Source organism: Lacrimispora brassicae (assembly GCF_054772055.1).
The window spans coordinates 190,514-216,902 of sequence record NZ_BRYH01000020.1 but is presented as its reverse complement, the minus strand read 5'-3'; the positions used below and the strand labels follow the sequence as shown (position 1 = coordinate 216,902).

Here is a 26,389-nt window from a genome sequence, read left to right as displayed (position 1 = left end):
ACTGCTTTTGGTTTTTATTTCTATTATAGTTGATCAGGCATCCGGCCTTTACGATTTCCCGTTCTTCCGGGGTCATATCAGCAATGTGCAGTTTTATTTCATCAATGGGATTCCCTTCCTTATTTTTTACCACATAAGCGGGAATGTGCTTCATATCGCCGTCAAGAGCGGTGCGGATTCCAGGCACATAGATGAAATCCCCTACTTCAAAATCCGGTTCCTCATCCAGAAGGAAGGGGAGCATTCCCCAGTTCATGACATTGGAACGGTAACGTTTTGTGGCATATTCATTGGCAATATTGGCGAGACCGCCCAGCACTCTTTGGCAGCTTGCTGCTTGCTCCCGGGCGGAACCGTCTCCCGGTTTTACCGCATACATCATGCTTCCGATCTCTGTTTCCCCTGCATTCAGCTCCGCCTGGTCCAAGTAAGCGCTCAGTGCTTTAAATGCGGATTCCAGCGGCTGATCGGCTTTTAAGGGGCTGTTTCCGGCTTTTCTTATTTGCTCCAGTTCATTTACTTTTTTTGAACGTTCCACGTATTCCGGGTCACGGCGGGACAGTGTAAATTCCGCAAGGCCAAGAGGGTTGGAACGGTAGGAAGAGGTTTCCCCGGAAGGGATCAGCTCATCGGTGGTAGTAACAGGATCCATGATCTTTGAGCATACCCGCAAAATAATGTTTTCTGTCAGAGCGCTCATAGCCGGCCAATCCTTGATATTGGGGCCGTAAATTAAGGGAACCTCAGGCTGGGCCTTTCCAAAGCCCTGATATACCCGCCTTTCATAGGAAGAAAGGTCAAACTCGTAAGCGGGAACGCGGTAATCCTCTCCATAGCCTTCCGAAGAGGTCAGATAACCGCCGTTTGCTGCCGTTGCTGCAATGGAGCGGGCATCCATAAGGGCGACACAGGAAATCTGTCCGCTTCCCGGCTTGGAGCCTTCCCTGTTGGGGAAGTTTCTTGTGGTGTGGCGGATGCTTAAGGAATTGTTGGAAGGCGTATCCCCTGCGCCAAAACATGGGCCGCAGAAGGCTGTACGAACGGTTGCTCCGGCTGCCATCAGTTCTGAGATGGCTCCCTTTTTCACCAGATCCATGTATACCGGCTGGGAAGAAGGATACACAGATAAATTAAAGAAGTCATTTCCGCAGTTTTTACCCGTCAGAATATGAGCCGCGGCCATGACGTTGGAGTAGTTGCCTCCGGCGCAGCCTGCGATCACTCCCTGCTGGACCATCAGCTTTCCATCCACGATCTTATCGGTGAGGGAAAGGATTGCCTTGGAACTTCCCACAATGCGTGCCGCTTCTTTTTCCACAGTCCGGAGAATGTCGCCCAGGTTTTCGTTCAGCTCGTTGATCTCATAAGTATTGCTTGGGTGGAAGGGCAGTGCGATCATGGGCCTGATGGTGCTTAAATCCACATAGACGACTCCGTCGTAGTAAGCCACTTCCCCAGGATTCAGTTCCTTGTAGGAATCTCCCCGTCCATGAAGGTCCAGATAGGCCTTTGTATCCTCATCAGTTCTCCAGATGGAAGAAAGGCAGGTGGTTTCCGTTGTCATGACATCCACGCCGTTCCGGTAATCCGTATCCATGGAAGAAACTCCAGGTCCTACAAATTCCATGATCTTGTTCTTTACATAGCCGCTTTGAAAAACAGCTCCGATAATGGCCAGGGCCACATCATGAGGACCAACCGAAGGAGATGGGCTTCCTGTAAGATAAATGGCCACAACCCCTGGATAAGACACATCATAAGTGTCCTGGAGAAGCTGTTTTACCAGTTCTCCGCCGCCTTCTCCCACAGCCATTGTTCCCAGGGCTCCGTACCGGGTATGGCTGTCAGAGCCAAGGATCATGCGCCCGCAGCCGGCCATCATTTCCCGCATGTACTGATGGATGACAGCAATATGTGGCGGAACAAAGATCCCGCCGTATTTTTTTGCGGCAGAAAGTCCGAATACGTGGTCATCCTCGTTAATGGTGCCGCCAACTGCGCATAAGGAGTTATGGCAGTTGGTCATAACGTATGGAATAGGGAATTCCTTAAGCCCTGATGCCCTGGCGGTCTGGATAATCCCTACAAATGTAATGTCGTGGGAGGCCATGGAGTCAAAACGGAGCTTTAAATGATCCATGTCATCCGAAGTATTGTGTTCCTTTAGAATGGAATAGGCGATGGTTCCCTTTTTGGCCTCAGCCTGATCTGCAGCCTTTCCTGTAAGGGCAGCCACTTTTAAAGCTTCCTGTTCCGGAACCAGTTCCCTTCCATGAACAAGATAAGCTCCGCCGTCATACAATTTCACCATATGCTATCTTTCCTCTCTTTTTTTGTAGGAAATGGTTTCTCCTACGTATTTTGTTGCCGGACGCATGATTCTTCCGTCGTACAGCTTGTTTTCGATATTGTGCGCCAGCCAGCCTGCCATACGAGAGCAGACAAACAGAGGCGTATACATATCTTCCGGTATCTGTAACATATTATAAGCGAAACCGCTGTAGAAGTCCACATTGTTTGACAGGGTTTTTCCGTTGCCAGCCAGGCAGGCTTTGGCAACCTTCTCAAATTTTGTCAGGAATTCATATTCATCTTCCCTGTTTTTCTGTTTGGCAAGCTTTTCGCAGCAGACCTTTAATAAATCCGCTCTGGGATCGGAGATCGTATAAACCGCATGGCCAAGCCCGTATACAAGGCCGGAATTGTCATAAAAATCCTTTGCAAGGATTTTCTGGATCACACCCTTCATCTGGGTTTCCGTTGCCTTTAACCCGATTTCCTTTTCAATGGCTTTGATCATTTCACTGCAGCAGATGTTGGCGCCGCCGTGCTTTGGTCCTTTTAAAGAGCCGATGGAAGCGGAAATGGCCGAATAAATATCGGTTCCGGTGGAAGATATTACCACATTGGTAAAAGTAGAGTTGTTTCCGCCGCCATGGTCTGCGTGGATCATCAGCATCACATCCAGTAAATTTGCTTCCTGCTGGGTAAAGGCCCCATCCCTGCGCAGCATGTAGAGGATATTTTCTGCCATGGAATATTCCTGCTTCGGATAATGTATGATCAGGCTGTCTCTGTCATAGTGATGAACCTTGCTCTGGTATGCATAGACGGAAAGGGAAGAAAGCTTTGCCAGGATGTTGATTCCCTTTAAAAGTGTCTCATAGGGATCCACATTATCCGGCTCCTCGTCATAATCGTAAAGGGCCAGGATGTTCCGCTGAAGGCTGTTCATCAAATTGCGGGAAGGGGTGCGAAGCATATTTTTTTCCAGAAACTCATCAGGAAGAAGGTAGTTCTGGCTGAGAGTGGATGTAAACTCCTTTAATTCCTTTCTGGATGGAAGATAGCCAAAAAGGAGCAAAAAAGAAGTCTCTTCAAACCCGTAACGCTCATTATTCTTTCCGCTTACCAGATCGCCGATCTCGATTCCGCGGTAATAGAGCTTGCCGGGAACATTGACCTTTTTCCCGTCTTGAATTTCATAGCCCACTACGTCAGATACACGGGTGAGGCCAACCCGGACCCCGGTGCCGTCTTCGTTGCGGAGTCCTTTTTTTACATTGTGTTCCTTAAATAAGTGGTTTGGAATATCCGTGAAATTTGAGGATTTGCCAAAGGTTTGTGCGATAAAAAAGTTATTCATGGGACAATCTCTCCTTTTTTTAGTTAAGCCACAGCCGTAAGAGCAAGTATCCGTTTATAGAAAAGCAGCGCAAAAGGATCTCTCCGGCGCTGCCTCCATTGGCAAGAATGTGACTTTTTTTATGTTGTTTGGTAGTTTACCATGGAAAAGTATCAAAGTCAATAACTTGTTATAATCACAACTAAAATATTGTTATTGCATTAGGAGGGCGACTGACCTGTTATATGAGAATGGAAAAACCGGTTTTAAGATTTTCAAGCATATTTTTATGGTTTCCTCCACATTATAAGAGAATACCAAATTTAGAGTAAAACAGGAGGTCTTTAAGGTGAGAGAGCATCAGTACAACAACAACCGGAAGAATGAAGAGCCGGATAATAAGCAGAATGAGTCTTCCGGCAATACAAACAAGGAAACCCTTGATGAAAAAAAGACGGAAAAAGATATTGAACAAAAAGAGGATGAAAAGCTGGAAGAATATGGCCAGATGACTTTGGATGACAATGCGAAGAAGCGGAAAATCCATCTGATTTCCATTATTGGAGAGGTGGAAGGCCATGAGAACCTGTCCGGCAACAGCAAGACAACAAAATATGACCACATCCTTCCGAAATTGGCTGAGATTGAAGATGACGATTCGGTGGAAGGGCTTTTGGTTCTCTTAAACACCTCCGGCGGTGATGTGGATGCCGGCCTGGCCATTGCGGAAATGATCGCTTCCTTAAGCATTCCAACCGTATCCCTGGTCCTTGGAGGAAGCCATTCCATTGGAGTTCCCCTGGCAGTTTGTACGGATTACTCCTTTATCGTACCAACCGGAACCATGATGGTACATCCGGTGAGGATGACGGGAATGGTGATCGGTGCTTCCCAGACTTATGAATATTTTGAAATGATACAGGACCGGATCTTAAGCTTTGTTTCCAGCCATGCAGAGATCGCTTATGACCAGTTAAAGCGCCTTATGCTGAATACGGAAATGCTCACCAGAGACTTAGGTACCGTACTGGTAGGCGAGGAAACCGTAAAGGAAGGCCTTATTGATGAGGTGGGCGGCATCAAGGATGCTTTGAGAAAATTATATGAACTGATGGAAACTGCTTCCTGTTAATCGTTGCAATTCTCCCGATTTTTTTGTATACTGTTACCAACGGATAGAAGGGGGAAGCATTGTGCCTGAGACAACGAAGAAACGGACAACAGCGAAAAAAGGGAAAAACGGGAATACAAAAAGCACCGGCGCCAAAAAAAATGTGGTTTTGCCGGAACCAGAATTCATCCATTCAGAAGTAGTGATCATTATGTCATTTCTGGCCGCGGCCATTCTGTTTTTAAGCAACTTTCATTTGTGCGGCATGGTGGGAGATTTTCTGCGGAGCGTGCAGCTTGGCATATTCGGAAGTGTGGGATATATTGCCCCTGTGCTGATGTTTGCAGGAACAGCATTTTACATCTCCAATCAGGGAAATCCCAGGGCCACTTTTAAACTGGCGTCTTTTATATTGGCGCTGGTTTCTTTGTGTGGATTTTTACAGCTTCTTTTTGGAGCAAAGACCGGCCAGGGAATGGGACTTGCCGACATTTATTTTGACGCCGCTGCAAGCGGAAGAGGAGGAGGGATTATTGGCGGCCTCCTGGCCGAAGGGCTTACCGCTGTGATCGGGGTTGTTGGAGCTTATCTGGTAATAGGAGTCCTTCTTATTATATCTGCGGTCTGTATTACGGAAAAATCTTTTGTGGATATCGTAAAAAAGGGGAGCGGAAAGGCGTACCGCCATGCCAGGGAAAACGTGGACATGCACATAGAGATCCATGCAAAGCGCCAGGAAGCCCGCAGGCAGCTTTGGGAAGAGCAGAAGCTTCGGGGCGTCAATCTGGATGCCACAAAGCTGGAGACGGTCCAGGAGGAAAGCCTTTCCAAAGAACTGTCTGACGAGCTTCCAGGAAGCCTTGGAGATGATATTATGGCCCAGGCAGACCGGCTGTCTGCCGTTACCTCTGCAGAAACGGCCGAACCTAATCCGGCGGACATTTTCCGGGGCAGCATTTCGCCAGTCGTGGAAAATGAAGAGGATACCGTTCCTTTTGATCCTGACAGGGGAGCTGTACCATTTGCAGATACACTGGGAGAGTCTTCCATATATATGAAGAAAGAGATGAGAACCTTAAAGGAAATGGAGGTTGTGGAAGAGGACTGCTATCCGACGGAAGAGAATGACACCTTTTCCATTCCAGAGGAACCAAAGCAGGTGGTCACCGCTTCCGGAAAGATCATAGAGACAGATACGGAAGCCCTTCAGAAAAAACTGGAAAAGAGACGGGAAGAGGTCGCAAAGGAAGACGATTTAATCGTTATCCAGGAAATAAAGCAAAAACAGGAGATCGTAAAGAAGGAATATAAGTTTCCGCCTCTTTCTCTTCTTAAAAAAGGGAAATCAGCGGTCTTTTCCGACCGGGAATACAAGGATACTGCCATCAAGCTTCAGCGGACCCTTCAGAATTTCGGCGTCGGGGTTACGGTTACCAATATAAGCTGCGGACCTTCCGTAACCAGGTATGAGCTTCATCCGGAGCAGGGGGTGAAGGTCAGTAAGATCGTAAGCCTTGCAGATGATATTAAATTGAGTCTGGCGGCTGCGGATATCAGGATTGAAGCTCCCATACCGGGAAAATCGGCGGTGGGCATTGAGGTGCCCAATAAAGAAAACCAAATGGTATACTTACGGGATATTCTGGAGGTGGACGGTTTTCAGAAACATTCCTCCAAAATTGCGTTTGCGGTGGGCAAAGACATCGGCGGCCAGGTGGTTGTGACTGATATTGCAAAGATGCCCCACCTTTTGATCGCCGGAGCCACTGGTTCCGGTAAATCCGTTTGCATCAACACCTTGATCATGAGCATCATTTTCAAGGCGGATCCGGAGGATGTGAAGCTGATCATGGTGGATCCAAAGGTGGTGGAGTTAAGTGTTTATAATGGGATCCCCCATTTGCTCCTCCCTGTTGTCACTGATCCTAAAAAGGCTTCCGGAGCCCTTAACTGGGCGGTGGCGGAGATGACAGACCGTTATAATAAGTTTGCCCAGTATAATGTCAGGGAGATCAAGGGATACAACGAAAAGGTAGAAAGCATAAAGGATATTGAGGATGAGGATAAGCCTAAGAAGATGCCTCAGATCGTTATCATTATTGACGAGCTTGCGGATCTGATGATGGTAGCCCCCGGAGAAGTGGAGGATTCCATCTGCCGTCTGGCCCAGCTTGCCAGAGCGGCGGGAATTCATTTAGTCATCGCCACCCAGCGCCCATCGGTCAATGTCATAACAGGGCTGATCAAGGCCAATGTTCCATCCAGGGTGGCCTTTGCAGTATCTTCCGGTGTGGATTCCAGGACCATCATTGATATGAACGGTGCGGAAAAGCTTCTTGGAAAAGGCGATATGCTGTTTTACCCTGCAGGCTATCCAAAGCCCATGCGGGTTCAGGGAGCTTTTGTATCAGATTCCGAAGTTTCAAAGGTAGTAGATTTCTTAACAGAGCAGGGAATGACCGCAGATTATAATCCGGAAGTGGAAAGCATGATCGCTTCTGTGCCTGTAGGCGGAGAGGCGAAGGGCGGCGGAAATGACCGGGACGAATATTTTGTCCAGGCCGGAAAATTTATCATTGAAAAGGACAAAGCATCCATCGGCATGCTTCAGAGAATGTTTAAAATAGGCTTTAACCGGGCGGCCCGGATCATGGATCAGCTTGCAGAAGCCGGTGTGGTAGGGGAAGAGGAAGGAACCAAGCCCCGTAAGGTATTGATGAGCCTGGAGGAATTTGATGAAATGATTTCCCAGGGCTATTAAATAAAACTGTATCATTTACATAGAAGGAGGACTGGGAAATGAAAACAGATATCGAAATCGCCCAAGAGGCAAAAATGCTGCCTATTAAAGACGTGGCTGCTTCCTATGGGATCGGCGAGGATGAATTGGAGCTTTACGGAAAGTACAAGGCAAAGCTGACTGACAGCCTGTGGGAACGGGTCAAGGACCGTCCTGACGGCAGGCTGGTGCTGGTGACCGCCATTAATCCCACCCCTGCAGGGGAGGGAAAGACCACCACTACCGTAGGTCTTGGCCAGGCATTGGGAAAAATGGGGAAAAGAGCCATCATCGCCCTTCGGGAGCCTTCTCTTGGTCCGTGTTTTGGCATTAAGGGCGGAGCGGCAGGCGGCGGATATGCCCAGGTCGTTCCTATGGAAGATTTAAATCTTCATTTTACCGGTGATTTTCATGCAATAACCTCGGCCAATAACCTGCTTGCCGCCTTATTAGACAACCATATCCACCAGGGCAACGCCCTTGGAATCGATACCCGCCAGATTCTCTGGAAACGCTGTCTTGACATGAATGACCGTGCCCTGAGAAATACTGTGGTGGGTCTTGGCTCAAAAGCGGAAGGCTTTGTGAGGGAAGATCACTTTGTCATTACGGTGGCATCGGAAATCATGGCAATTCTTTGCCTTTCAAATGATATGGAAGATTTAAAAGAACGGCTGGGAAGGATCATTGTGGCATATAATTATGCTGGAGAGCCTGTGACCGCCTCTCAGTTAAATGCAGTAGGAGCCATGGCTGCTTTGCTAAAGGATGCCTTAAAGCCTAATCTGATACAAACGCTGGAGCACACCGGCGCCATCGTTCACGGCGGCCCCTTTGCAAATATCGCTCATGGATGCAACAGCGTCCGTGCCACCAAGACAGCCTTAAAGCTGGCTGATATCGTTGTGACGGAGGCAGGGTTTGGTGCGGATCTGGGTGCCGAAAAATTCCTGGATATCAAATGCAGGAAGGCCGGATTAAAGCCGGATGCCATTGTGCTGGTTGCAACAGTGAGGGCTCTTAAATACAACGGCGGAGTTCCAAAGGACCAGTTAAAGGAAGAAAACTTAGAGGCCCTTGAAAAAGGCATCGTCAATCTGGAAAAGCACATTGAAAATATGATGAAGTACGGCGTTCCGGTCATTGTTACCTTAAATTCCTTTATCACCGACACTGAGGCAGAGTACCGGTTTGTACAAACGTTCTGTGAAAAGAGAGGATGCGAATTCGCTTTATCCCAGGTGTGGGAAAAAGGAGGAGAGGGCGGCATAGAGCTGGCAGAGAAGCTCCTTTATACCCTGGAAAATAAGGAAAGTAATTTTGCACCCATTTATCCTGATGAAGTGGGGCTGAAAGATAAAATTGCCACAGTTGCAAGGGAAATCTACGGTGCTGATGGGGTGGCCTATGCCCCGGCAGCCTTAAAAGCCATAAAAAAATTCGAAGAAATGGGCTTTGGTAATCTTCCTGTGTGCATGGCAAAGACACAATATTCCTTATCCGATGACCAGACCAAGCTCGGCCGGCCGGAAGGCTTTGACATTACCGTGCGGGATGCTTATGTATCCGCAGGAGCCGGGTTTGTGGTCATTCTGACCGGAGCCATCATGACCATGCCAGGTCTTCCAAAGAAGCCGGCCGCAGATAATATTGACGTAAATGAAGATGGAGTAATCACCGGATTATTCTGATTGGGAGGTTTCTATGAAGTTTAAAGAATGGCTAAAAGACTTAACATATGAGGTATTGCAGGGAAGCCTTGACGTGGACGTGGAGGATGTGATTTATGACTCCAGGAAAGCCCGGAATGGAGTTGCATTTGTCTGCATGAAGGGCACCAGAACCGACTCCCATGAATTCATACCTCAAGTGGTGGACGCTGGGGTACAGATTCTGGTGGTAGAACGAAAGATAAAACTCCCGGATGGCGTAACTGCCATTCTCGTACATAATGCCAGAGAAGCGCTGGCGCTCTTATCAGCCGCCAGATTCAGCTATCCGGCCAAAAAAATGGTGACCATCGGCGTGACAGGAACTAAGGGCAAGACCACCACCACCCACATGATCAAGACGGTTTTGGAGGCCTGCGGAAAGAAAGTGGGGATGATCGGAACCACAGGAATTGTCATTGGCCAGGATGTAACACCTACGATGAATACGACTCCTGAGTCTTATGAGCTTCACCAGGCGTTCAGCCATATGGCTGAAGCAGGCTGTGAATATATGGTCATGGAGGTTTCCTCCCAGGCCTTTAAGATGCACCGGGTGGATGGAATCTGCTTTGATTACGGGCTGTTTACCAATATTTCTCCTGATCATATCGGACCGGATGAGCATGATGATTTTGAGGAATATCTTTTTTATAAATCCCGGATTTTTTCCTGCTGTAAAGTGGGCATCATGAACGGTGATGATGAGCATTGGGCTGAAGTGGTAAAGGATGCCTCCTGCAGGATCTATTCCTTTTCCATGGAGAAAAAGGGTACGGACTTTAAGGCAGAGGCCATCCGCTACATCGCCCAGCCTGATTTTGTAGGGCTGGAATTTGATATCACGGGTACCTGTGAGCTGTCTGTCCGGGTGAATATTCCGGGACGCTTTAACGTTGCCAATGCACTGGCCGCGGTCAGCATTTTAAGCTTTTTAGAACTTCCCAAAGAGAATATCTGTCATGGACTGGAACATCTAAATGTGAACGGGCGTATGGAAATTGTATATGCCTCTGAAAAGTGTACGGTGATCGTAGATTATGCCCATAATGCGGTCAGCATGGAAAGTCTGCTTACAACCCTACGGGATTATCATCCCAGACGCCTTGTCTGTGTCTTTGGCTGCGGCGGAAACCGTTCCAAGGACCGGCGGATTTCCATGGGAGACAGCGCGGGACGTCTGGCGGATTTTACCATCATTACTGCGGATAATTCCAGGTACGAAAAAACGGAAGATATTATCGCAGACATCCGGGGAAGCCTTGAAAAGACCGGAGGAAAATTCATGGAAATTCCGGACCGCAGGGAAGCGATCCGCTACAGCATCACCCATGCCCAGCCCGGCGACATGATCGCCATTATTGGGAAGGGACATGAGAATTACCAGGAGATGAACGGAGTCCGCTACCATTTTTCAGACCGGGAAGAGGTCTTAAAAGCGGTGGAAGCCCAGCTTTCAAAGGAAGCTTAAATAGAAGGCAGCGACAATAAAAGAAATGCCGGAAGCCGTAAAAAATGCGGCTTTCGGCATTTCCACGGTAGACGGCAGATGGAACGCTCTTTGGGCATACCTTTATGCCCAAAATGCGTGGCAGGAAAGATGAAAGTGATGTGCGCACCAGGCGCACATGGAACGGAGGAAGCAATGGTAAATATGAGGGTAAAGGAAATACTTTCAGCCACAGGCGGAAGGCTTCTTTGCGGAAGTGAGGATACGGTCCTGGAGCACATAAGCATTGACTCCAGAACCATGAAAGGGAATGACCTGTTTGTCCCCATCATCGGAGAAAGGCAAGATGCCCACCGCTTTATCGGGCAGGCATTTGACAATGGGGCGGCGGCAGCCCTTACCAGCCAGAATGACACCATGGACTCAGCCAGACCATGGATCCGGGTGGAGGACACAAAAAAGGCTCTTCAGGATATTGGCAGCTATTACAGGGACCGGCTGACCCTTCCCCTGGTGGGAATTACGGGAAGCGTGGGAAAGACCACCACAAGGGAAATGGTAGCCTGTGCCCTGTCTGCCCGTTATTCCGTCTATAAGACGCCTGGAAACCATAACAGCCAGGTGGGGGTACCCATCACCATATCGGAAATTACACCGGAGGATGAAATCGGAGTCATTGAGCTGGGGATGAGTGAGCCAGGAGAACTGACTGTCATTGCAAGGATCGCAAAAATCCAGATGGCCGTGATCACCAACATCGGAGTGACTCATATTGAACAGCTTGGCACCCAGGAAAACATTTACAGGGAAAAGATGACCATCCAGGATGGGATGACGGAAGGCGGAATTCTGTTTTTAAATGGAGATGACCAGTTTTTAAAAGCCACAAAAGCAAAAGAGGGCTGCAGGACCATTTATTACGGAACAGGGGAAAATTGTGATTACAGGGCTTTGGATGTCCATTTGAAAGAAGGTTTTCCTGCTTTTACGGCGGCTTTCGGCCAGAAACGGATCCCAGTGCGCCTTACGGTAATGGGAAGCCATAATGTGTTAAATGCCATGGTATCCCTTGCGGTAGCTTCTGAATGCGGGATTCCCATGGAGGAAGCCGCAAAATGCCTTGAGGAATTTACGGGTTTTAAGAACCGGCAGCAGATTTATCATACCGGAGGCATGACCATCATTGACGATACATACAACGCCAGCCCGGTCTCCATGAAAGCGGGACTGGAGGTTTTAGGTTCCATAACAAAGGCGGAACGAAGAATCGCCGTACTGGCCGATATGAAGGAGCTGGGAGAAGAAACCCGGTCATATCATTATGAAATCGGAGAATATATTGCAGAACATCCGGTATATGAGGTTGTGACTCTGGGAGAGCTGGCAGGGGAAATTGCCAGGGCGGTGAAGGAACATGCCCCTCATATCCTGGTGAAGGAGTTCCTGGAACAGGATCCCCTGGTGTCTTATTTAAAAGAGGAATTAAAGGAAGGGGACTGCGTGCTGTTTAAAGGCTCCAACAGCATGAAGCTCGGCCCGGTGGCAGAGAAATTTTACAGGGACTGACAATCCCGGAATTTGAGGAAATACCCTTTGGGTATACCTTTATGCCAAAAAGCATGGCGGAAAAGAGGAAACACCCTTTGGGTATACCTTTATGCCAAAAAGCATGGCGGAAAAGAGGAAACACCCTTTGGGTATACCTTTATGCCAAAAAAGCATGGCGGAAAAGAGGAAACACCCTTCGGGTATACCTTTATGCCAAAAAGCATGGCGGAAAAGAGGAAAGCAATGGCGGAACGATTTGCCCGGATTATTATTGATATTTCCCATGAAAAGGTTGACAGAACCTTTGATTACCGGATTCCGGCCGGGCTTCTTGAGGAAGTGGCCGTTGGGTCCCTGGTTTTGATTCCTTTTGGAAAAGGGAATTCCATGCGGAAAGGATACGTGGTCGGCATTGCTGCCCATGCGGATTATGATCCGGATAAGATTAAGGAGATAGCAGGGATCGTAAAGGATGGCATATCGGCGGAATCTCTGCTTATTTCCCTGGCATGGTGGTTGAAAGAGCAGTATGGCTCCACCATGAACCAGGCATTAAAAACGGTGCTTCCGGTGAAACAAAAGGTGAAGCCCAAAGAAAAAAAGGTGCTTAAAAGCCTTCTGGACCCTTCCCAGCTTTTAAAGGCTTTAGAGGAAGCGGAAAAAAAGAGCTATAAGGCCAGAGTACGCCTCTTTCAGGCATTTTTGAAAAATCCTGTAATTCCCTATGAAATTGCGGTCAATCAGATGAACCTTTCTGCCGCCACCTTAAAGCCGGTCATTGAAAAGGGATATGTAAGCCTTGACTGCGAGGAGGTTTACAGAAATCCTGTTAAGACAAAGGCAAAAGAAGGAAATGAGGTGTGCTTAAATGAGGAACAGCAAGCCATCGCAGACAGCTTTTGCCTGGATTACTCCCAAAATATCAGAAAAACCTATTTGATTCACGGCATCACAGGAAGCGGTAAAACGGAAGTTTACATGGAATTGATCCAAAAGGTCATAGAGGATGGAAAGCAGGTGATTGTTCTCATTCCGGAAATCGCCCTGACTTACCAGACGGTCCTTCGTTTCTACGGAAGATTCGGAAAGCGGGTGTCCATCATCAATTCAAGACTGTCGGCAGGAGAACGGTATGACCAGTTTGAACGGGCAAGAAACGGGGATATTGATATTATGATCGGACCCCGGTCGGCTCTGTTTACTCCCTTTTCCCATCTCGGCCTGATCCTTATAGACGAAGAGCATGAAGGAGCATATAAAAGCGAGGTGTCCCCAAGGTACCATGCCAGGGAAGTGGCTGTGAAAAGAGCCTCCATGCAGGGTGCCTCCCTGGTGCTGGGCTCGGCAACGCCCTCCCTGGAAGCTTACACAAAAGCCCTTCGGGGAGAATACCAGCTTTTCCGCCTGACGGAACGGGCGAAAAAAGACAGCCGTCTGGCGGCAGTATCCGTGGTGGACTTAAGACAGGAGCTTAAGGAGGGCAACAAATCCATTTTCAGCAGAAGCTTAAAGGCCCTGATCCAGGACCGGCTGGAAAAGCGGGAACAGGTCATGCTGTTTATCAACAGGCGGGGGTATGCCAATTTTGTATCCTGCCGTTCCTGCGGCGAAGCTATTCGCTGCCCCCATTGTGACGTGACCTTAACACTCCATAATAACAGCAGCCTTGTATGCCATTATTGCGGATATTCCATAGCCATGCCGGACCGCTGCCCATCCTGTGGTTCTCCTTACATCGCCAATTTCGGAGTTGGGACCCAGAAGATCGAACAGATGACCAAAAAAATGTTCCCGGCCGCCAGAGTCCTGCGGATGGATTTGGATACCACCTCAAAAAAAGGAGGCCATGAGGAGATACTCACTGCCTTTTCTGAGGGTGAGGCGGACATTCTCATCGGCACTCAGATGATCGTAAAGGGCCATGATTTCCCAAATGTGACCCTGGTAGGGGTAATGGCTGCGGACTTGTCTTTAAATACACCGGATTACCGTTCCGCAGAGCGGACCTTCCAGCTTCTTACCCAGGCGGCGGGAAGGGCCGGTCGGGATTTTCGAAATGGTGATGTGATCATTCAAACCTATAGCCCGGAGCACTACAGCATTGTGACCGCTGCAAACCAGGACTATGAGGCGTTTTACCATCAGGAAATGGCATACCGCCGTCTGATGAAATACCCTCCTGTAAGCGGCCTCTTAACAGTCCAATTTGCCTCCAGACAGGAGAACTGCTTAATCGAAGCAGCGTCAGCGGCAGCGGATTTCATTGGTCCCCTCGGGGAGCGGGAAGGGATACAGGTCATCGGCCCTGTAGAAGCTTCCATTTACAAAATTAATGATATCTATAGAAAAATTTTATACTTGAAACAGGAAAACTATGATATACTAATAAAAATCAGGGATCAGATCGACAGTTTTTCAGAAGGCCATCGGGCGCTGTTTGATCAGGTGATGGTCCAGTATGATTTTTCATAAATGAGAGGATAAAGGAAAATGGCAATTAGAAAGATTAGAACCATTGGAGATGAAATTTTAAGAAAGCACTGCAAACCTATAAAAGAAATCACGCCAAGGCTTACCGAACTGATCGGGGATATGTTTGAAACCATGTACGATTCCAATGGAGTTGGTCTTGCGGCTTCTCAGGTGGGAGTCTTAAAGCAGATCGTTGTGATAGACGTAGAGGATGACAACCAGTATGTTCTCATTAATCCGGAAATCCTGGAGACAAGAGGAAGCCAGACCGGGCCGGAAGGCTGCCTTAGCGTACCTGGAAAATCAGGAACGGTTACAAGGCCTGAGTACGTAAAAATAAAGGCTTATGACGCTGGTATGGAGCCTTATGAACTGGAAGGGGAAGGGCTTTTAGCCAGGGCAATCTGCCATGAATGCGATCATTTAAACGGTGATTTATACGTAGACAAGGTGGAAGGCGAGCTGGAGGATGTTACCCTTGATGAGGAAGAAGGAGAGGTTGAAGAATAATTATGCGCATCATATTTATGGGAACGCCTGATTTTTCCGTTTCAGCTCTTGTGGCTTTAAAGGAAGCCGGGCATGAAATCCTTGCGGTAGTTACCCAGCCGGACAAACCCAAGGGAAGAGGAAAGGAAGTCCAGATGACTCCTGTTAAGGAAAAAGCACTGGAATACCACATCCCCGTTTACCAGCCGGTCAAGGCCAGGGATCCGGAGTTTGTTAAAGTCCTGAGGGATATGGCTCCGGACTTGATTGTGGTGATTGCTTTCGGCCAGCTCCTGCCGAAAACCATTCTGGATATACCTAAATACGGCTGTGTGAATATCCATGCATCTCTGCTTCCCAAATACCGCGGTGCATCTCCGATACAGTATGCGGTCATTAACGGGGAAAAGGAAAGCGGGGTCACCACCATGATGATGGCAGAATCCCTGGATACGGGAGATATGCTGGATCAGGAAGCCGTTGCTTTGGATGAAAAGGAGACCTTTGGCAGCCTTCATGATAAGCTGAGCGGGATGGGAAGCAGGCTTATTTTAAAAACCATTCAGAAACTGGAAGAGGGAATTGCTGTTCGCACCCCCCAGGATGATTCCAAAACCTGCTACGTAGGCATGATTAAAAAGTCCATGGGAGATATTGACTGGTCTATGGATGCAGTATCCATTGAACGCCTTATCAGGGGCTTAAATCCATGGCCCAGCGCCTATACGACCTGGAATGGAAAAGTGATGAAACTGTGGGAAGCAGAAGTGATAGATAAGGAATATGAGGGAGCCTGGGGCCAGGTGGCAGAGGTGGGCCGGAATTCTCTGGTCATAAAGACAGGGAAAGGCGGCATATCCATCCGCAAGCTGCAGTTGCAGGGAAAAAAATGTATGGATGTTGATGCGTTTCTCCGCGGGTATCCCATTGCGGAAGGAACCATTTTAGAGCGCCTTGCGGGCAGGAAAGAGGAACGCCCTGCGGGCATACCTTTACACCCGATAAAGCGGGGTGGACCCTGCCCGGAAAACGTGGGCAGGAAAGAGGAACGCCCTGCGGGCATACCTTTATGCCCGGAAAACGTGGGCAGGAAAGAGGAAAGGGGAGTCTGATTATGTATTATGGCGGTATGATGGGATATTACCTGGATCCGACCTGGATCCTGGTCATCATCGGAGCAGTTTTGTCCATGGCGGCATCTGCAAAGGTGAGCAGTACATTTAACAAATATTCAAAAGTCAGAAGCATGTCCGGGATGACTGGGGCGGAGGCTGCAAAACGCCTGTTAAATTCCCAGGGAATCTACGATGTTCAGGTAAGGTCTGTAGGCGGGCAGCTTACGGATCATTATGATCCCAGAACGAAAACTGTTAATCTGTCGGATTCTGTTTACGGCTCTACGTCAGTGGCAGCAATCGGCGTTGCCGCACATGAATGCGGCCATGTTATGCAGGACAACACGGGTTATATCCCCCTTAAGCTTCGGGCAGCCATTGTTCCGGCAGCCAATATTGGCTCCAAGGCAGCACTGCCCCTTATCATTCTTGGTGTCATCATTGGGGGAGCCGGTTCTCCACTGGTTAATGTGGGGCTGATCCTGTTTTCCCTGGCTGTTATTTTCCAGTTGGTTACCTTGCCTGTGGAATTTAATGCTTCCAGCCGGGCGGTCACTCTTCTTGGCCAGGTAGGAATTTTAGGCGACCAGGAATTAGGATATACCAGAAAAGTGCTGGGTGCGGCTGCCCTTACCTATGTGGCGGCGCTTGCGGCCACGGTTCTTCAGCTTTTGAGGCTGGTTATCTTATTCGGAGGAAGAAGGAATGATGACTAAGGAGGCGGACAGCAGGGAACTCGTGCTGGATATCCTGTTGGAGATCCTGGAGCGGGGAGGTTACAGTCACATCATTCTGCACCAGGCCTTAAATAAATATCAGTACCTGGACAAATCAGAGCGGGCCTTTATTTCCAGAATCGTAGAAGGAACGGTGGAATACCTGCTTCAGATTGATTATATCATTGATTCCTTTTCCAATACAAAGGTCCGGAAGATGAAGCCGGTAATACGCACTATTTTGCGCATGTCGGTTTACCAGCTTGTTTATATGGACCGTGTTCCGGATTCTGCCGTGTGCAACGAAGCGGTGAAGCTTGCCGTGAAACGGAAGTTTACAGGATTAAAAGGCTTTATTAACGGCGTGCTGAGGAATATTTCCAGAAATAAAGAGGGCCTTACCTGGCCCGATGATTCCATCCGTTATTCCATGCCATCCTGGATCGTATCTATGTGGGAAGAAACCTATGGCAGGGAAACGGCAGTCACTATGATGGAATCCTTTTTAAAGAATAAAAAGACGATTGTCCGCTGTAATTTTGCAAAGGCTTCCAAAGAAGAAATTCTGCAGTGCCTTAGAAATCAGGGGGCAGAAGTGAGTGAGTCCGGAATTTCGGAAGCAATGCTTTGCATTGAAAAATATGATTATTTGGAAGGGCTGGAGGCATTCCAAAAGGGATATATCCAGGTGCAGGATCTAAGCTCCAGCTTTGTAGGTGAAATCGCAGACCCGAAAAAGGGCGATTATGTCATTGATGTCTGTGGGGCTCCGGGAGGAAAGAGCATCCATATCGCTGATAAGCTTGACGGAACGGGCATGGTGGAGGTTCGGGATCTAAGCCTCTATAAAATAAGCATGGTCCAGGAAAATATTAAGAGGTGCGGCTTTTCAAATATCCGCACAAGGGTTCAGGATGCCCTTGTTTCTGACCCGGACTCTGTTGGGAAAGCGGATATAGTCATTGCCGATCTGCCCTGCTCCGGGCTTGGGATTATCGGAAGAAAGCCGGATATCAAATACCGTATGACGCCGGAGGCCTTAGAATCCCTGGCTGCTCTCCAGAGGGAGATCCTGTCAGTCGTCCAGGCTTACGTAAAGCCGGGGGGACGGCTTATTTTCAGTACTTGTACCATAAACAGGAAAGAAAATGAAGAAAATGCCCAGTGGTTTCTTGATCGTTTTCCATTTGACTGCATTGATCTGAAAGGCAAACTGGGTGAGAAGCTGAATTTGACCGCAATAAAACAGGAATCCCTCCAGTTTTTGCCGGGAATCCATCCATGTGACGGATTCTTTATTGCGGCATTTGAGAAAAGACAGAGCCTTTAAGGCATACCCTTACACCCGATAAAGCGGGGTGGGCCCTGCCCGGAAAACATGGGCAGAATAGAGGAAATTTAGAATGGATAAGATAGATATAAAGTCTTTGGATATGAAGCAGTTATCTGCTTATGTGGTAGCCATTGGAGAAAAACCATTCCGTGCAAAACAGCTTTATGAATGGATGCACCAAAAACTGGCTGCTGATTTTAATGAAATGACCAATCTTCCTAACTCACTGAAGGAAAAGCTTTTTCAGCAGACAGAGCTTACAACCCTTACCGTTGTGGAGGAAAAGATTTCAAAAATAGATGGAACAAGAAAATATTTATTCGCTCTTTCTGATGGGAATGTGATTGAAAGCGTTTTGATGAAATACAAGCATGGAAATTCGGTCTGTATTTCCTCCCAGGTGGGCTGCCGTATGGGCTGCCGGTTCTGTGCTTCCACTCTTGACGGTCTGGAAAGAAACTTAAGTCCATCTGAAATGCTTGAACAGATATACCGGATCCAAAAGATCACAGGGGAACGGGTTTCCAATGTGGTGGTCATGGGCTCTGGAGAACCTTTGGATAATTACGATCATCTGGTTCAATTCATTGGCCTTCTTACAGATGAAAACGGGCTGAATATCAGCCAGCGCAACATAACCGTATCTACCTGCGGCATTGTTCCCGGAATCCTTAAGCTGGCGGAAAAAGATCTGCAGATTACTTTGGCGTTATCTCTTCACGCTCCAAACGATGAGGTCAGAAAAACCCTGATGCCTGTGGCGAACCGTTTTCCTCTAAAGGATGTGCTGGATGCCTGCCAGACGTATTTTGAAAAGACCGGACGAAGGCTTACCTTTGAATACAGCCTGGTGAGCGGTGTCAACGACAATTTAAAAGAGGCCTCCGCTCTGGCTGCCCTTTTAAAAGGCCAGCACGGGCATGTGAATCTGATTCCGGTAAATCCGATTAAGGAACGCAATTTCGTACAGTCAGACCGGAAATCCATAGAAGCCTTTAAAAATCTTCTTGAAAAAAACGGAATAAATGTTACTATAAGAAGAGAAATGGGCCGGGATATTAACGGCGCCTGCGGGCAGTTGAGAAAGAGCTTTTTAAATCAGGAGTCAAATGTTCCGCAGTAAACCAGGTGGTATTGACCCTTGCAGCATTTGCCGGATGCAGGAATCAAGATTCCTTCGCCTGGCTCATTGCTTACAGAAATAAAGAGGAAGTGAGAATGAAACGATGAAGGCTTGCGCTATGACGGACACCGGAAGAGTCCGTACGGCCAATCAGGATTATGTCTATGCCTCAACAGATCCTTTGGGTACACTGCCCAATCTTTTTTTGGTTGCAGACGGCATGGGCGGTCATCAGGCCGGGGATTATGCTTCCAGATACATTGCCGAAAATCTGGTGGCTCACTTAAAACAGGCGGATTCGCCTCAAATTGTTCCGCTTCTTCGGGAGGGGATCCTAAAGGTCAACGGTTTGCTGCACCAGGAATCCATGAAAAACACAGAACTAAACGGCATGGGTACGACCTTGGTGGCGGCAGTGATCGAGGGCTCTACCATGTATGTGGCTAACGTTGGAGACAGCCGCCTGTATCTGGTAAGGAACCGGATGCAGCAGATCACAAAGGATCATTCCTACGTGGAAGAGCTGGTATCTTTAGGCCAGTTGGAACGTGGAAGCCGGGACTACCGGGAAAAAAAGAATATTATAACAAGAGCGGTTGGTACAGAGGATAAGCTGGAGATTGATTTTTTTGAAGTCAGCCTGGAGCCGGGAGATTATGTGCTCATGTGTTCCGATGGACTCAGTAATATGCTTGAGGACGCTGAGATGGAAGAAATTATCTGCTCAGAACTGGAATTGCCGGAAAAGGCAGAAAAATTAATTACAGTAGCCAATGACAATGGGGGAAGAGACAACATAGCTGTTGTATTGATTGAACCACAAATTGGCAGGGAGGTAAGCTTATGATCTTGAGACCGGGGACATTTTTACAGGACAGATATGAGATACTGGACCAGATTGGTTCCGGCGGGATGTCAGATGTGTATAAGGCCCTGTGCCATAAATTAAACCGCCCTGTCGCAATTAAGGTATTAAAGGAAGAGTTCAGTTCGGACAGCGGCTTTGTCAGCAAATTTAAAATGGAGGCCCAGGCGGCTGCCCGCCTTTCCCATCCCAACATCGTCAATATCTATGATGTTGTGGACGAAGGGACCCTCCATTACATTGTCATGGAACTGATCGAAGGCATTACTTTAAAAAATTATATAACAAAAAAGAGTTGTCTTGATGTTAAGGAGGCCATCGGCGTTGCAATTTCTGTTGCACAGGGAATCGCGGCTGCCCATGAACAGGGGATCATACACCGGGATATCAAGCCTCAGAATATTATTATTGCCAGAGATGGAAAGGTAAAGGTTGCTGATTTCGGAATCGCCCGGGCGGCTACTTCCCAGACCTTAAGCGCTACTGCGGTAGGATCTGTCCATTACATATCGCCGGAACAGGCAAGAGGCGGTTACAGCGATGTCAGAAGCGATATTTATTCTCTGGGAATCACCATGTATGAAATGGTAGCCGGCCGTGTCCCGTTTCAGGGAGACAATACGGTGACCGTTGCCCTGGCCCATTTGGAAGACCCCATTACACCGCCCAGCTTCTATAATGAGAGCATTCCGGTAGGGCTTGAAAATATCATTTTAAAGTGTACCGAGAAAAAACCGGAGTACCGTTACGGAAGTATGCAGGAGGTCATCTCCGATTTACGGAAGGCGCTTGTTAATCCTGACGGGGATTTTGTCCAGTATAATTCCCAGGTGGATGATTCCCAGACGGTCATTATTGGAAAGCCGGAGCTGGAGCAGATCCGTTCCGGCCGGAAGATACAGGCAGATCCTGTGGCCGGCCGGAATGGAGGCAGGAACCAGGAGCAGAGACCGGACCGACGCATGGAAAAAAAACCTGACCAGCAAACGGGCAGCGGCAGAACCAGAAAACAGGATTCCGAGGATGATATCAATCCAAAAATAGAGCGGCTTTTGACCGCTGCAGGTGTGGTTGTTGCCATCCTTATTGTGGTGGTACTGATCATTGTATTCTCCAAAGTGAGCGGTTTATTCCGTTCCGGATCCCCCAAAGAGACGGAATCAACGGCGGAGATTTCTACGGAAGAAACCTTAAGCGACAAAAAGGTAAAAATGCCCAGCATTGTAGGATTGGCAACGGACATTGCAGAGCAGAAGCTAAAGGATAACGGCGGACTGTATATGAAGGTTAGCAATTATGTATTTCATGACACCGTTGACAAAGGGGATATTGTATCCCAGGACCCGGCAGAGGATACGGTAATCGATAAGTATTCTGCTGTCTATGTGGTGGTCAGCAAGGGACCGGAATACGTAACCATTGACTTAACAAAGCTTGGCCTGGAAAAGATGGATGGCGCTTCTGCAAAAGCAGCGTTGGAGGGCAGCAGCCTGACCGTTAATGTGGAGCAGAAGAACAGCGATACCATAGCGGCAGGATATGTGATCAGCTACAGCCCCACTGAGGCAAAAGAAGGGGAGACCGTAACCCTGATTGTAAGCAGCGGCCCGGCCCTGGTCAACCCTGTTACTGTTCCTAATATTGCCGGGCAGACCGAGGAAATTGCTTTGGAGATGCTGGCTGATGTGGGACTGGTACAGGGAACGGTTACAGAAGCGGCCTCAGAGACGGTTTCCCGTGGCAGCGTTATCAGCCAGTCCTTAACGGCAAACACACAGGTAGAAGCGGGAACCGCCATAAATTATGTGGTCAGCAGCGGGACTGCCCAGCAGTCCAAATACAAATATCTGGCTTCCATTGACAAATCCTATTCCCTGCAGAACATCATCGGGCCAGGCTCCGGCAGCACGCAGCTCACTTTAAAGATACAGCTAAGGCAGCCAGTCAACGGAAAAGACGAAGTCAGAGAGCTTATGGGACCTGTTACTATGACAGGTGACCAGATGCTTCCCGTATCATTTAAGAATATAGAAGGTGCTTACGGCGTTACCAGCGGAACTGTAGAGATCGTGAATGTGGAGACAGGAGATGTGATCAATTCTTACTCCATCACATTTATTCCAGTTCCCCAAACATAAGGGACAATATATGACAGGAAAAATTTTGAAAGGAATTGCAGGCTTTTACTACGTCCATGGCACGGACGAAAACATCTATGAATGCAAGGCAAAGGGCATTTTCCGTAATAAAAACGTGAAGCCTCTGGTTGGGGATGATGTGGAATTTTCTGTTCTGGACCGATTGGAAAAGAAAGGAAACATCGACCTCATCCTGCCAAGGAAAAATGTCCTGGTCCGTCCGGCTGTAGCCAATGTGGATCAGGCTCTGGTGCTGTTTTCCATTACCCATCCGGAACCTAACTTAAATCTGCTGGATCGTTTTCTGGTGATGATGGAGGTGCAGGAGGTTCCTGTAAAAATCTGTTTTAATAAAACCGATTTGACAGGCAGTGAAAAAAAACTGGCTCTTGGAGAAATCTATGAGGCGGCAGGCTATCCCGTATATTTTACCAGCACCTATGACGATCAGGGAATTGAGGAGGTCAGGGAGCTGCTGCGCGGGAAAACCACGGTTCTGGCAGGACCTTCCGGAGTGGGAAAGTCCTCCTTAACCAATCTTCTCTATCCACAGGCTGAGATGGAAACTGCAAATATCAGCGAAAAAATCCAGAGAGGAAAGCATACCACCAGACATTCGGAGCTTTTTGGCATGGGACAGGATACGTACTTGATGGATACGCCGGGATTTAGCTCCATGTACATGGAAGACATAGAATACGGCCGGCTGAAGGACTATTTTCCGGAGTTTGACCCCTATGAAGAAGGCTGCCGGTTTCTGGGCTGTGTTCACATCGGGGAAACGACCTGCGGCGTAAAGGATGCCGTGGAAGAAGGAAAAATAAACAGGAGCCGATATGAGAACTACCGGCTTTTATATCAGGAACTAAAGGAGAAAAGGAGATATTAGTATGCTTAAACTTGCCCCTTCCATATTAGCGGCGGATTTTAAAATTCTTGGACAGCAGGTAGCGGAGGTAGCGGAAGCAGGAGCCCAGTACATCCATCTGGATGTGATGGATGGAGCGTTTGTACCCAGCATTTCATTTGGGATGCCGGTGATTGGAAGTCTTCGCAACTGCACTGACCGGGTATTTGATGTTCATATGATGGTAGAAGAGCCTGGAAGATATATCAATGATATTAAAGAGGCGGGAGCTGACCTTATCTGCGTCCATGCAGAGGCCTGCATCCATTTGGACCGTACCATTAACCAGATCAAGGAGGCCGGATTAAAGGCAGGAGTAGCCCTTAATCCGGCAACTCCCTTATCTGTTTTGGATTTAATTCTGCCGGAATTGGACATGGTTTTGATCATGACAGTAAATCCAGGCTTTGGGGGACAGAAATTCATTCCATATACGCTGGATAAGGTGCGGGCCTTAAGGCGCATTTGCAGTGAGAGTCATCTGGAGACAGATATTCAGGTTGACGGAGGCGTGACCTGTGAGAATGTAAGAGAACTCATTGAGGCAGGAGCGAACGTATTTGTAGCTGGTTCAGCCGTATTTAAAGGAAACGCAGCAGCAAACACTAAGGCATTTTTGAAAATATTTGAGGAATATGAAGGGTGAAAGAAGAGCGCCTTACAGGCATACCATTATGTCCGGAAATCATGGACAAGAATAAGGAAATTACAGGCTTGATCGTTACCGGAGGCACCATGGATTATGGGTTTGCCGGCAGATTTTTAGAAAACAGAAGGTTTGATAAAGTAATCGCAGTGGATGGGGGCCTTACAGCCCTTTCCAGGCTCCATTTAAGGCCCAATGCCATTGTGGGAGATTTTGACACAGTATCAGAAGATGTCCTTGCAGAATACAAAAGCAGCCGGGAAGAGATTACCTGGGAAATCCACAAACCGGAAAAGGATGAGACCGATACGGAGCTGGCCCTGAATACTGCCATAGGCCTTGGCTGTACCAGGCTGGTCCTGCTGGGAGCCACGGGAGGCAGGATGGACCATTTTCTCGGCAACCTCCATCTTCTTTATGCCTGCCTGAAAAAAGGCGTGGAAGCCGCCATTGTTGACGAAAAAAACTGGATCACTGTGATTGACAAGGGAAAGACGTTTCAGGCTGAAGCATTATGGGGAAAATACATTTCCTTCCTTCCATTGAGCGGAGAGGTGAAGAAGATCACATTGACCGGATTCAAATATCCCCTTTATGAAAAGGATATTGACCTGGGAACCAGCCTTTGTATCAGCAATGAACTGACCGGTACGGAAGGTGCCATCGACTTTAAGTCAGGAATCCTGATCTGCATTGAATCCCATGATTAAACTGGTATGGTTTAATATATAGAAACTGGATATTTATATCACTCCACTTGCGTGCTAAGATAAAGAACAACAAAAGCACCATGGGAGGAATTACCAATGAGCAGAACAAACAACAGGATTTATAAGATTGCACTGACCGGACTTTTTGCGGCCATGTCCTACGTAGTATTTACATTTTTACAATTCAAGATCACCCTTCCGGGAGGAGATGCCACATCCATTCATCTTGGAAATGCGGTCTGCGTTTTGGGCGCGCTTTTAGTAGGCGGGTTATACGGCGGATTAGGCGGTGCCATCGGCATGACCATAGGAGATCTCTTTGATCCGGTTTATGTGGTATATGCGCCAAAGACCTTTATTTTAAAGCTGTGCATCGGCCTTATTACCGGATTCCTGGCCCATAAGATTGGCAGGATCAATGAGTCCACCGATAAAAAGCATATATTGACCTGGACCATCACAGCCGTGGCAGGAGGTCTTTTGTTTAACGTGATTTTTGATCCCCTTGTGGGTTACTATTACAAGCTTCTGATCCTGGGAAAACCGGCGGCAGAACTGGCTCTGGCATGGAACATTGCATCTACTTCCATCAATGCCGTGACCTCCTCCATTGTTTCCGTCATCATTTACATGCCCCTTCGAAATGCCCTGGTCAGATCCGGATTATTTACAAAAATTTATTAGGAGCTTATATGACACCAGAAAAACATCAAAAAAAAATCGCTGCCATTCATGACCTGTCGGGATATGGCCGCTGTTCCTTGACAGTGGCCCTCCCTATTCTTTCGGCCTTAAAGGTTCAGTGCTGTCCGATCCCCACATCCATCCTGTCCAACCATACTGGATTCCCCACTTACTTTTTTGATGATTATACGGAGAAAATGCCTTTGTATGTGGAACAGTGGAAGAAACTGGATCTCACCTTTGACGGGATCTACAGCGGATTTTTAGGCTCCGAGGAACAGATCGGTATTGTCATTGACATGATCAGAGATTTTAGTACACCGGAAACAAAGGTTTTAGTGGATCCCATTATGGGGGACCACGGTAAGGCTTACCAGACCTATACGGAAAGGATGTGCAGCCGTATGAAGGAACTGGTGGGATTTGGAGATATTGTGACTCCGAACCTGACGGAAGCCTGTATTCTCACCGGAAGAAAATACCGGACAGAGAGATGGAAGCGCTCAGAGCTTCTTGAAATGGCCGCCGGGATATGGGATATGGGGCCGGATTCTGTGGTGATCACAGGCATAAGGGAAGGTGGCTATGTGACCAACCTGGTGGCAGAAAAGGGCCGGGAGCCTCGTTTTTTGCGCTCCCTCCATGTGGGAAGTGAACGGCCGGGAACAGGAGATGTGTTTTCCAGCATTCTGGCAGCGGAAACCGTGAAAGGGACCCCGTTGACGGAGGCGGTGAAAAAAGCAGCCGGTTTTGTGAAGGCCTGCATTTTAAAATCCGATGAGCTTCATGTTCCCATAAAGAATGGAGTGTGCTTTGAGGAAATCCTTTCTTTGCTCATACGGAATTAAGAATGGGCATGGGCGGAAAAGGAAACACCCTTCGGGTATACCTCTATGCCCAAAGAGCGTGAGCGGAAAAAGGAAAGGGGAATTTTGGGAAAGGGGCTTTTCTTTGCCCCTTTTTTGTAGT

20 protein-coding genes are annotated in these 26,389 nt (G+C 48.0%); 18 read left to right on the top strand and 2 right to left on the bottom strand.

What is annotated here, in order from left to right:
* Together ACYVD3_RS10180 and ACYVD3_RS10175 are read right to left on the bottom strand one after the other, a co-directional pair.
* The coding region (locus ACYVD3_RS10180; protein WP_460642386.1) for a hydratase at positions 1-2,311 on the bottom strand (2,311 nt) is incomplete at its 3' end.
* A 3-nt stretch (positions 2,312-2,314) separates the two neighbouring features.
* Entirely contained in the window at positions 2,315-3,646 is a 1,332-nt protein-coding gene (locus tag ACYVD3_RS10175) for a citrate synthase (protein WP_460642385.1), read from the bottom strand.
* A 328-nt stretch (positions 3,647-3,974) separates the two neighbouring features.
* Here ACYVD3_RS10175 and ACYVD3_RS10170 point away from each other — a divergent pair, with 328 nt between their 5' ends.
* From ACYVD3_RS10170 to ACYVD3_RS10085, 18 genes are all read left to right on the top strand, one after another.
* Complete coding sequence (locus ACYVD3_RS10170; protein WP_460642384.1) at positions 3,975-4,757, top strand: ClpP family protease; 783 nt, start codon at positions 3,975-3,977, stop codon at positions 4,755-4,757.
* Between the two features lie 61 nt (positions 4,758-4,818).
* The gene (locus ACYVD3_RS10165) at positions 4,819-7,497 is read left to right on the top strand and encodes an FtsK/SpoIIIE family DNA translocase (RefSeq protein WP_460642383.1); all 2,679 of its coding nucleotides are present in this window, start codon (positions 4,819-4,821) and stop codon (positions 7,495-7,497) included.
* Positions 7,498-7,535: 38 nt separating this feature from the next.
* A complete protein-coding gene (locus ACYVD3_RS10160) occupies positions 7,536-9,206 on the top strand; it encodes a formate--tetrahydrofolate ligase (protein ID WP_460642382.1) in 1,671 nt (556 codons plus the stop codon).
* Between the two features lie 13 nt (positions 9,207-9,219).
* Positions 9,220-10,695, top strand: coding sequence for a UDP-N-acetylmuramoyl-L-alanyl-D-glutamate--2,6-diaminopimelate ligase (locus ACYVD3_RS10155; protein WP_460642381.1), 1,476 nt, complete (start codon positions 9,220-9,222; stop codon positions 10,693-10,695).
* Positions 10,696-10,869: 174 nt separating this feature from the next.
* Positions 10,870-12,240, top strand: coding sequence for a UDP-N-acetylmuramoyl-tripeptide--D-alanyl-D-alanine ligase (locus ACYVD3_RS10150; RefSeq protein ID WP_460642401.1), 1,371 nt, complete (start codon positions 10,870-10,872; stop codon positions 12,238-12,240).
* Between the two features lie 225 nt (positions 12,241-12,465).
* Complete coding sequence (gene priA / locus ACYVD3_RS10145) at positions 12,466-14,694, top strand: replication restart helicase PriA (RefSeq protein ID WP_460642400.1); 2,229 nt, start codon at positions 12,466-12,468, stop codon at positions 14,692-14,694.
* Between the two features lie 18 nt (positions 14,695-14,712).
* Positions 14,713-15,204, top strand: coding sequence for a peptide deformylase (def, locus tag ACYVD3_RS10140; protein WP_460642380.1), 492 nt, complete (start codon positions 14,713-14,715; stop codon positions 15,202-15,204).
* Positions 15,205-15,206: 2 nt separating this feature from the next.
* Positions 15,207-16,295 carry a methionyl-tRNA formyltransferase gene (gene fmt, locus ACYVD3_RS10135; RefSeq protein WP_460642379.1) on the top strand — a complete coding sequence of 363 codons (1,089 nt, stop codon included), beginning with the start codon at positions 15,207-15,209 and terminating at the stop codon, positions 16,293-16,295.
* Positions 16,296-16,297: 2 nt separating this feature from the next.
* A complete protein-coding gene (locus ACYVD3_RS10130; protein ID WP_460642378.1) occupies positions 16,298-17,014 on the top strand; it encodes a zinc metallopeptidase in 717 nt (238 codons plus the stop codon).
* Positions 17,007-18,344, top strand: a complete 1,338-nt coding sequence (rsmB, locus tag ACYVD3_RS10125; RefSeq protein WP_460642399.1) for a 16S rRNA (cytosine(967)-C(5))-methyltransferase RsmB — start codon at positions 17,007-17,009, stop codon at positions 18,342-18,344. The genes ACYVD3_RS10130 and rsmB overlap by 8 nt, the downstream gene beginning before the upstream one ends.
* Positions 18,345-18,417: 73 nt before the next feature.
* Entirely contained in the window at positions 18,418-19,470 is a 1,053-nt protein-coding gene (gene rlmN, locus ACYVD3_RS10120; RefSeq protein WP_460642377.1) for a dual-specificity RNA methyltransferase RlmN, read from the top strand.
* Positions 19,471-19,573: 103 nt separating this feature from the next.
* Complete coding sequence (locus tag ACYVD3_RS10115; RefSeq protein ID WP_460642376.1) at positions 19,574-20,317, top strand: Stp1/IreP family PP2C-type Ser/Thr phosphatase; 744 nt, start codon at positions 19,574-19,576, stop codon at positions 20,315-20,317.
* Positions 20,314-22,473, top strand: coding sequence for a Stk1 family PASTA domain-containing Ser/Thr kinase (gene pknB, locus ACYVD3_RS10110; protein ID WP_460642375.1), 2,160 nt, complete (start codon positions 20,314-20,316; stop codon positions 22,471-22,473). The genes ACYVD3_RS10115 and pknB overlap by 4 nt, the downstream gene beginning before the upstream one ends.
* A gap of 10 nt (positions 22,474-22,483) precedes the next feature.
* Positions 22,484-23,362 carry a ribosome small subunit-dependent GTPase A gene (rsgA, locus tag ACYVD3_RS10105; RefSeq protein WP_460642374.1) on the top strand — a complete coding sequence of 293 codons (879 nt, stop codon included), beginning with the start codon at positions 22,484-22,486 and terminating at the stop codon, positions 23,360-23,362.
* Position 23,363: 1 nt separating this feature from the next.
* The gene (rpe, locus tag ACYVD3_RS10100; RefSeq protein WP_460642373.1) at positions 23,364-24,026 is read left to right on the top strand and encodes a ribulose-phosphate 3-epimerase; all 663 of its coding nucleotides are present in this window, start codon (positions 23,364-23,366) and stop codon (positions 24,024-24,026) included.
* A gap of 41 nt (positions 24,027-24,067) precedes the next feature.
* Positions 24,068-24,736, top strand: a complete 669-nt coding sequence (locus ACYVD3_RS10095) for a thiamine diphosphokinase (protein WP_460642398.1) — start codon at positions 24,068-24,070, stop codon at positions 24,734-24,736.
* A 96-nt stretch (positions 24,737-24,832) separates the two neighbouring features.
* The gene (locus ACYVD3_RS10090) at positions 24,833-25,420 is read left to right on the top strand and encodes an ECF transporter S component (RefSeq protein ID WP_460642372.1); all 588 of its coding nucleotides are present in this window, start codon (positions 24,833-24,835) and stop codon (positions 25,418-25,420) included.
* Between the two features lie 8 nt (positions 25,421-25,428).
* Complete coding sequence (locus tag ACYVD3_RS10085; protein WP_460642371.1) at positions 25,429-26,268, top strand: pyridoxamine kinase; 840 nt, start codon at positions 25,429-25,431, stop codon at positions 26,266-26,268.
* Positions 26,269-26,389 lie beyond the last annotated feature (121 nt).

Excerpts from the sequence above, each read along its gene's own strand:
- ACYVD3_RS10175 (WP_460642385.1), bottom strand. The coding sequence starts at position 3,646 with ATGAATAACTTTTTTATCGCACAAACCTTTGGCAAATCCTCAAATTTC.
- ACYVD3_RS10160 (WP_460642382.1), top strand. The coding sequence starts at position 7,536 with ATGAAAACAGATATCGAAATCGCCCAAGAGGCAAAAATGCTGCCTATT.
- ACYVD3_RS10155 (WP_460642381.1), top strand. The coding sequence starts at position 9,220 with ATGAAGTTTAAAGAATGGCTAAAAGACTTAACATATGAGGTATTGCAG.
- ACYVD3_RS10150 (WP_460642401.1), top strand. The coding sequence starts at position 10,870 with ATGGTAAATATGAGGGTAAAGGAAATACTTTCAGCCACAGGCGGAAGG.
- priA (WP_460642400.1), top strand. The coding sequence starts at position 12,466 with ATGGCGGAACGATTTGCCCGGATTATTATTGATATTTCCCATGAAAAG.
- def (WP_460642380.1), top strand. The coding sequence starts at position 14,713 with ATGGCAATTAGAAAGATTAGAACCATTGGAGATGAAATTTTAAGAAAG.
- fmt (WP_460642379.1), top strand. The coding sequence starts at position 15,207 with ATGCGCATCATATTTATGGGAACGCCTGATTTTTCCGTTTCAGCTCTT.
- ACYVD3_RS10130 (WP_460642378.1), top strand. The coding sequence starts at position 16,298 with ATGTATTATGGCGGTATGATGGGATATTACCTGGATCCGACCTGGATC.
- rsmB (WP_460642399.1), top strand. The coding sequence starts at position 17,007 with ATGACTAAGGAGGCGGACAGCAGGGAACTCGTGCTGGATATCCTGTTG.
- rlmN (WP_460642377.1), top strand. The coding sequence starts at position 18,418 with ATGGATAAGATAGATATAAAGTCTTTGGATATGAAGCAGTTATCTGCT.
- ACYVD3_RS10115 (WP_460642376.1), top strand. The coding sequence starts at position 19,574 with ATGAAGGCTTGCGCTATGACGGACACCGGAAGAGTCCGTACGGCCAAT.
- pknB (WP_460642375.1), top strand. The coding sequence starts at position 20,314 with ATGATCTTGAGACCGGGGACATTTTTACAGGACAGATATGAGATACTG.
- rsgA (WP_460642374.1), top strand. The coding sequence starts at position 22,484 with ATGACAGGAAAAATTTTGAAAGGAATTGCAGGCTTTTACTACGTCCAT.
- rpe (WP_460642373.1), top strand. The coding sequence starts at position 23,364 with ATGCTTAAACTTGCCCCTTCCATATTAGCGGCGGATTTTAAAATTCTT.
- ACYVD3_RS10095 (WP_460642398.1), top strand. The coding sequence starts at position 24,068 with ATGGACAAGAATAAGGAAATTACAGGCTTGATCGTTACCGGAGGCACC.
- ACYVD3_RS10090 (WP_460642372.1), top strand. The coding sequence starts at position 24,833 with ATGAGCAGAACAAACAACAGGATTTATAAGATTGCACTGACCGGACTT.
- ACYVD3_RS10085 (WP_460642371.1), top strand. The coding sequence starts at position 25,429 with ATGACACCAGAAAAACATCAAAAAAAAATCGCTGCCATTCATGACCTG.